The organism is Pseudomonadales bacterium (genome assembly GCA_041395665.1).
In the GTDB taxonomy this organism is placed as follows: Bacteria; Pseudomonadota; Gammaproteobacteria; order Pseudomonadales; family UBA7239; genus UBA7239.
In genome coordinates this window covers 438,508-445,827 of record JAWLAB010000001.1, presented here as the reverse complement: position 1 = coordinate 445,827, position 7,320 = coordinate 438,508, and the positions used below count along the sequence as shown (strand labels likewise).

At 48.6% G+C, this 7,320-nt stretch carries 5 protein-coding genes; all 5 read right to left on the bottom strand.

What is annotated here, in order from left to right:
• Positions 1-221 precede the first annotated feature (221 nt).
• Positions 222-2,534, bottom strand: a complete 2,313-nt coding sequence (locus tag R3E63_02395; GenBank protein MEZ5538812.1) for a 7TM-DISM domain-containing protein — start codon at positions 2,532-2,534, stop codon at positions 222-224.
• 61 nt (positions 2,535-2,595) lie between these two features.
• The gene (gene purD / locus R3E63_02390; GenBank protein MEZ5538811.1) at positions 2,596-3,888 is read right to left on the bottom strand and encodes a phosphoribosylamine--glycine ligase; all 1,293 of its coding nucleotides are present in this window, start codon (positions 3,886-3,888) and stop codon (positions 2,596-2,598) included.
• Between the two features lie 9 nt (positions 3,889-3,897).
• A complete protein-coding gene (purH, locus tag R3E63_02385) occupies positions 3,898-5,469 on the bottom strand; it encodes a bifunctional phosphoribosylaminoimidazolecarboxamide formyltransferase/IMP cyclohydrolase (GenBank protein MEZ5538810.1) in 1,572 nt (523 codons plus the stop codon).
• 77 nt (positions 5,470-5,546) lie between these two features.
• Positions 5,547-5,840, bottom strand: a complete 294-nt coding sequence (gene fis / locus R3E63_02380; GenBank protein MEZ5538809.1) for a DNA-binding transcriptional regulator Fis — start codon at positions 5,838-5,840, stop codon at positions 5,547-5,549.
• On the bottom strand, positions 5,830-7,197 hold the full coding sequence (locus tag R3E63_02375) for a DUF3426 domain-containing protein (GenBank protein MEZ5538808.1): 1,368 nt from the start codon (positions 7,195-7,197) through the stop codon (positions 5,830-5,832). The genes fis and R3E63_02375 overlap by 11 nt, the downstream gene beginning before the upstream one ends.
• Positions 7,198-7,320 lie beyond the last annotated feature (123 nt).

Genomic DNA, 7,320 nt, shown 5'->3' with positions numbered 1-7,320 from the left:
CTTGCAGCGTGTTATTTGCCGCCAGCGCTACATTGCCTACCAGCAATAGCGACGACAGCAAAAAACCTTGGAATAATTTGGACGAAAGATGACGAGTGAACATAGGGCACGCTCAGGTAAATTTTGAGGACAGCGCCTCAATTCTTCCACAAGCGTACCTACATAGCTACTCGAGATTTGACGAAGCGGTCAGGCTCCTATTATTTTCTAATATCTATACACTATTTTTTTTGTGCTAAGGCATTTTGCAAAGCCTGTTTTAAACTCTTGCCACTGAGCGGCTTATAGAGCACGCGCTGCATGCCAACTTGTTCCAACGCTGATTTATTGGGCGCGCGGCTCACACCCGTCAGCATCATCATCAATAAGTGTTCGCTATTGATTTTCTGATCCTCACGAATATGTGCAGCGAGCTCAAGACCATCCATACCCGGCATTTCATAATCGATGAGCGCAAAATCAAAGAATTCTTCTTTTGTGGTATGAGAACGCAGAATCGCCAGCGCTTCCATTCCACTATTGGCTGACTGCACTGTCATACCCCACTGCACCGCTTGTTGTTCGATAATGGAGCAATATGTGGCATTGTCATCCACAATTAAAATACGGCATCCCTGCAACGCACCTTCTTCATCAGCCGATATGTCATGACCGACATGCGCCTCTAAATGCAAACAAAAGCTGATCAATGCACCGCCATTGGCAAAAAGCTGCGTATCTAAAACACCGCCCATCAACTTAATGTATTGCTCTGCAATCGTTAAGTTCAGTTGGTCACTGGAATGCAAGTTGCGTTGGCGCAACAAAGGCCGATGTTCTGTTAGTGTGTTTTGCCCTGAGTGCACATCAAACATTAATTGATCGTTTTCCACAATCTTCACACTAAGAACTACTTCGCCTTGCTCTATATTACGCAAAGAAAACTGCAACAAGTTCACCAAAACATGCTGTAATTTTTCTTGATCGCCTTTGACAAAGCCACTCACACCGCGATCAATATGATAGATCAGCTCCACGCTACTGCTCTCTGCGCGCAGACGGCAACTTTCTATACAAGATTCCACCAATGCCGTGAGCTCAAAAGGTGCGTTATTTAATTCAACGGTTCCTTGCTCAATGGACGACAAGTCAGACAAACGGTTTGTAACATCCAACAAAGCCAAGCCTGAACGATGAATAGTTTTTATTTGGTTGCGCTGCTGTTCTGTGACATTACCTGTCAGCAATAAATCTGTCATCCCCAACACACCGCTGATTGGTGTGCGCAGCTCGTGGCAGACATCGGATAAATTGATAATGGATGAAGGCGCTGTTTTTTCTGCTTTTTCCTTCGATACCTCTGCTCTATCGCGCAAGCGGTTCATGCAATAGATCGACATCACTACACACATAACCAAAGACTCAATAACAATGGCCGCTGCTACGCTCCAAGTGCTGAAAGCGCCTTGAGGCAATAATCCATTGATATTAAAAATAGCTATCAACACCATGCCGATAGTGACAGCACGCAGAGTAATAAAACGGCGCGCCAAGACAATTTCATCCATATTGGCATGCAGTGCGGCAGCAAAGATAAAAACAACAATCACTGCAGATAACCACGCAGCTAACGAGGCGCTAATATGCGGCGAAATAAACCAATTCGCTATCGCACAAATCAAACTCAGTACCGCAAGTATCGAAAGCGCATAGTGCTGCCAAGGCGCTCGTCTGCGCGTTTTCAATAAACTTTGTGCATATAGCGCACTAAACAATAAAGACAAAAACACCGGCGTTAAAATTTGGTGATCCAACAATGTTTCATGGTTATCAAAGAAAGGTAGCCCATAACCATTCCATGCTAGCTGAATGGCTGTAATACAAATCAGTGTCAATCCATGCCATAAAAAAGCCCTGAATTGATAAACCACAAAAAGCCCTAAATACACTGCCGCCAAAAGACCCAAACTGCCCAGCAGCACACCTTGCCAAAATTCATTTTGTGTCGCGCTCACCATGTATTCACGAGGCGAACTCAGCGATAGCCGCGCATTAACCGCTTTATCCGATTCAATACGAATGAAATAACTGTGTGCTGTATGCTCTGCAATTTTTAGATCGAAAAGATTGGATGGATAACGATAAGCACGATCGGTGTAAGGTGTTGCCGATCCCAATTTTGTGTGCTGTTGCAATTGACCTGTTTGTGGATCTACCACATAGAGATCGACAAAATCGATATCCGCTGGCGCCACATCAAGAATCAGTCGCATATCCTCATCACGCTGATTTTCTACCGTAAAACGCAACCAATAAGCAGAAGTGGAATAGCCAAAGTACAACTCAGCCAATGATGCGGGTGCAAATTGAAACGCGTAGCGCTCAGACACCACATCGTCGATCGTGAGACCGCCATTTTTATCTTCTAAAACATCAATGTACGGCGTTAAAGGCAGGTGCACCGTATCGCTATTGATTTCCACCAAGGGTGCGGCCAATAGGTGCGTTGCAAAAAACAAAAAAACCAACATCATCAATGATGCGAAACGCTTCATAGCGATACATTCGGCAGAGCCGCTCCCTTAGTGAATTCCTGTTTTGTTAACTTCCGTTTTACTAGATTTCCGTTTTTGCTCTTTCTCGTGCAATTGCGCGCCAACCGATATCTTTGCGCATAAACATGCCGTCCCAACGAATCCTGTCTGCCAGATAGTACGCAGTCTGCTGCGCCTCGGCTACTGTCTGCCCCAAAGCTGTCGCGCATAAAACGCGGCCGCCTTGTGTGACCACCGCACCATCTTTCATTGCTGTGCCCGCATGAAATACTTTTGCGTTGGCAACAGCAGTATCCAAACCCTGAATCACCGCACCTTTTGCCACATCACCAGGGTAACCGCCCGCCGCCAATACCACGCCGAGCGCGGGGCGTTCATCCCACGCTGCCTGCGCGCTATCTAACTGCTCTGCCAGTGCTTGTTCGACCAAAGCAACCAAAGAAGACTGCAAACGCATCATGATTGGCTGTGTTTCAGGATCACCAAAACGACAATTGAACTCGATCACTTTCGGTGCGCCGCTGGCGTCGATCATCAAACCCGCATAGAGAAAGCCGGTGTAAGGATGCCCTTCCGCCGCCATGCCACGCACGGTGGGCTCGATGACTTCGCGCATCACCCGCGCGTGAACTTCGGCAGTCACCACGGGTGCAGGTGAATACGCACCCATGCCGCCCGTGTTGAGGCCGGTGTCGCCGTCGCCCACGCGCTTGTGATCTTGGCTGGTTGCCATCGGCAATGCGGTTTTGCCATCGACCATCACGATGAAGCTCGCTTCTTCGCCGTCGAGAAACTCCTCAACAACGACACGCGCTCCTGCTGCACCGAATTTGTTGTCCGCCAACATATCGCGCACGGCGTCTTCCGCTTCCGCCAGAGTCATCGCGACGATCACGCCTTTGCCTGCCGCCAAGCCGTCCGCTTTGATGACGATAGGTGCGCCTTTTTCTCGCACATAAGCGAGCGCAGGTTCCACTGCTGTAAACACAGAATAAAACGCGGTGGGAATGTGGTGACGCGCGAGAAAATCTTTTGCAAAAGCTTTGGAGCCTTCCAATTGCGCGGCGTGTTGCGTGGGGCCAAAAACTTTTAATCCCGCCGTACGAAAAGCATCCACTACGCCGTTCACCAACGGCGCTTCGGGGCCAACGATGGTGAGTTGCACATTGTCTTTCGCAAACGCAATTAGCGCATCGTTATCCAAAATATTGAGCGCAATGTTTTCGCATTTATTTTCGGTGGCTGTGCCCGCATTGCCAGGCGCAACAAACACTTTTTTGACACGATCATCCTGCGCGCACTTCCAAGCTAACGCGTGTTCGCGGCCGCCGGAACCTAAAATTAAAATGTTCATCGTGTGACCTCAGTGGCGGAAATGACGCATACCCGTAAACACCATCGCCATGCCGTGTTCGTTGGCGGCGGCGATCACTTCTTCATCACGCATTGAGCCACCGGGTTGAATCACGCAACTGATGCCGACTTTGGCGGCGTTGTCGATGCCATCGCGGAAAGGAAAGAAAGCATCGGATGCCATCACTGCGCCTTGCACAGACAAACCAGCATGTTCGGCTTTGATTGCAGCAATGCGTGCAGAATTAACGCGGCTCATCTGCCCCGCACCCACACCAATCGTTTGACGATTTTTAGCATAAACAATCGCGTTGGATTTCACATACTTCGCAACTTTCCAAGCAAAAATACAATCGTGAATTTCTGCCTCGGTCGGCGCGCGTTGCGTAACAATTTTTAAATCAGAATTTTTGATCATGCCGATATCGAGGTCTTGCACTAACAAACCGCCGTTGACGCGCTTCCAATCCCACTGCGCTGCACGCTGCTCAGGCAATGCACCGCAAACCATCACGCGAATATTTTGTTTGGCGGCTAAAACAGGTAGCGCATCGCTCGCCACCGCTGGCGCAATAATCACTTCCACAAATTGACGATCGACGATCGCTTTTGCTGTCGCTGCATCCAACTCGCGGTTAAACGCAATAATGCCACCAAATGCCGATTCAGGATCCGTGGCATACGCCAAATCGTAAGCAGCATGAATACCATCCAGTGACACCGCCACACCGCAAGGATTGGCGTGTTTCACAATCACACACGCCGGCTTCACAAAAGTTTTTACGCATTCCAACGCGGCATCGGTATCAGCAATGTTGTTGTACGACAACTCCTTACCTTGCAATTGTTTAGCGGTGGCAATGCTCACTTCCTGCGGCGATGCTTCTACATAAAATGCGGCGGCCTGATGCGGGTTTTCACCGTAACGCAGCTCTTGTGCTTTGATGAGCTGCGCGTTGAAAGTGCGCGGAAATTTTTCTACGGTTTCCGTTACGCGCGCACCGAGATAGTTGGCGATCATGCCGTCGTACTGCGCGGTGTGTTCAAACGCTTTCACCGCTAAATCAAAACGCAGGGCGTGCGTTAAGCCTTTGTCATTGTCTAACGCTTGTAGCACGCGCGCGTAATCACTGCTGTTGACGACGATGCCTACATGCTCATGATTTTTTGCTGCTGCGCGCACCATAGTCGGCCCGCCAATATCAATATTTTCGATAGCATCTTCTAACGAGCAATTCGGTTTAGCGACGGTGTGTGCGAAGGGATACAGATTCACTACTACCAAATCTATCGGCGCGATATTGTGTTCTTGCATCACAGCATCGTCTTGCCCGCGACGACCGAGGATGCCGCCGTGAATTTTGGGGTGCAGCGTTTTCACGCGACCGTCCATCATTTCTGGAAAACCGGTGTGATCGGAGACTTCTGTTACGGCAATATTGTTATCGCGCAACAAACGATAAGTGCCGCCCGTAGACAACAATTGCACGCCGCGTACTGCCAACGCTTGCGCAAATTCCACAATGCCTGTTTTATCAGAAACGGAAATCAAAGCGCGGCGTACAGGTATTACAGCTGACATAAAAACTCCAATCATCAATCAATAAAAAGTGAATAAAAAAGGAGGCCGTTGCCTCCTTCTATTTAACTGCTGTTTCCTTACAGCAGGTTGTACTGCTTGAGCTTTTTACGCAGCGTACCGCGATTCAAACCTAACACTTCCGCAGCACGCACTTGGTTGTTGCGCGTGTATTCCAACACCACTTCCAACAAAGGCGCTTCCACTTCGGCCAGCACCATGGCGTAAATATCCACCGCTGGTTGACCATCGAGATGGCTAAAATAATTTCGCAGAGAATTTTCTACACAGCAGCGGATTGTTTGATAATTAGGCACGGCTTCAGTTTTTACTTCATCAGCCGGTAATTCAATTTCTGCACACTTACTCAACATTACCTGCCACCGACATACTCCAATTCACTGCTTCTGCGCCCGGATTAACCACTTCCAATGCAATATGCACCGGCCGGCCTGCTGGCATCATCGTTTGACCACTCAATTCACCGGATAAATATTCCGAAGGATTAAAACGGCGACTGGCTATCGGCGTTTTCACTAGATCACTGAAATATAAATCTAATGCTGGAAAGGGTAGATCCTGATCTGTCACATTCAACAACATGGCATCAACCACCAAAGCATTCGGTAATTGCGCATGCTTGCGCACTACCAAGTTTTGAATTTTGATGTAGCGCCAATTTTCTACTACTGGTAACTCGCAGCGGAACACATGACAAATTGTTTGTATGTACGGCCTACTGGTGCTGGTTTTTGCTAATCGATTGAAATTAAAAAATACATATTGCGCAATCAACAACACGAATAGCGCCGCAATAATTCCACTCCCTTGCAGTGTCACTTTCCAATCTTGTTTTAGTTGACCGGCGCGCGTAGACAGTAAATCAACCGGCAGCGGATCGATATGCGCAATCATTTCTGAGCGATGACTGCCCTGCGTACTACCCAAGTCTTTTGCCGCAAAAGGATCGCGATGCCCAAAACCAAGATCGCGACTGGCTGCATCCACATCAACGGGATTGGCAAAGTCTTGCAAAATATCACGCACATCATCGACGGCGTTCAAATCAATCGTCTGCGTCTCAGGCTTCGGCAATTCATCGTCCAAAAGATTTTTGGCCCACGACTCATCAACGGCTGCGTCATGATGATCTTGTTGCAAATTGGTATCGTCGAGTATGTCATCAAAATTATTGAAGTTATCCAGAGCAGCATCCTGCGCTGCGCTGCGAGGTGCATCCATCATGTCGCCAAATACACTGGCGTAATCACTATCAAGACCCGTTACCGATGATGCAATGACCGGCTCTTCGTCTTCTTCTCTCAAATCTGTATCGTCACTGATTTTGTCGTCATCGCCGATATCGTCTATTTTCTTCGGATTGGCCACTGCGCCAACTGCTTCTATCGGCACACCTAAATCCAGTGTTTCACTGGGACGATAACTATCGGCGGGCGTCTCGTTTTCAATTTTAGGCTGGGCTGTGGATACTGAGTCAGCCGCGCCATTTTGCGACGACGCATCCAACTGAAACCGGCTGTTGGGCGTAGGCGTATTCGAAGAAGAATCCGTTGCTGTTGTTTCAGCGGTTGGGTTAATCCAGTGCTGGCGTGCTTGAAATACCAGCAAGCAAGAGCCGCAGCGCACAGCGCCATTGGCCAGCTTGAGATGGTCTTCCGTGACGCGGAAGGAGGTATGGCACTGAGGACAGCGGGTCACCATGTTGCTCATGCGTATCCTTAATTCCCTGTCGTTTTTACATAGATTTCGGTTGCGCGTAGTTTAGGCAGGTTTGAGCAGGATGTATATTTTTCGCGCATAACAATTCCGCAATGACCCTCTGCACCTACGATG

What these genes read in the sequence shown, in the direction of transcription:
- R3E63_02395 (MEZ5538812.1), bottom strand. Translation starts at nt 2,534, where the DNA reads ATGAAGCGTTTCGCATCATTGATGATGTTGGTTTTTTTGTTTTTTGCA.
- purD (MEZ5538811.1), bottom strand. Translation starts at nt 3,888, where the DNA reads ATGAACATTTTAATTTTAGGTTCCGGCGGCCGCGAACACGCGTTAGCT.
- purH (MEZ5538810.1), bottom strand. Translation starts at nt 5,469, where the DNA reads ATGTCAGCTGTAATACCTGTACGCCGCGCTTTGATTTCCGTTTCTGAT.
- R3E63_02375 (MEZ5538808.1), bottom strand. Translation starts at nt 7,197, where the DNA reads ATGAGCAACATGGTGACCCGCTGTCCTCAGTGCCATACCTCCTTCCGC.
- fis (MEZ5538809.1), bottom strand. Translation starts at nt 5,840, where the DNA reads ATGTTGAGTAAGTGTGCAGAAATTGAATTACCGGCTGATGAAGTAAAA.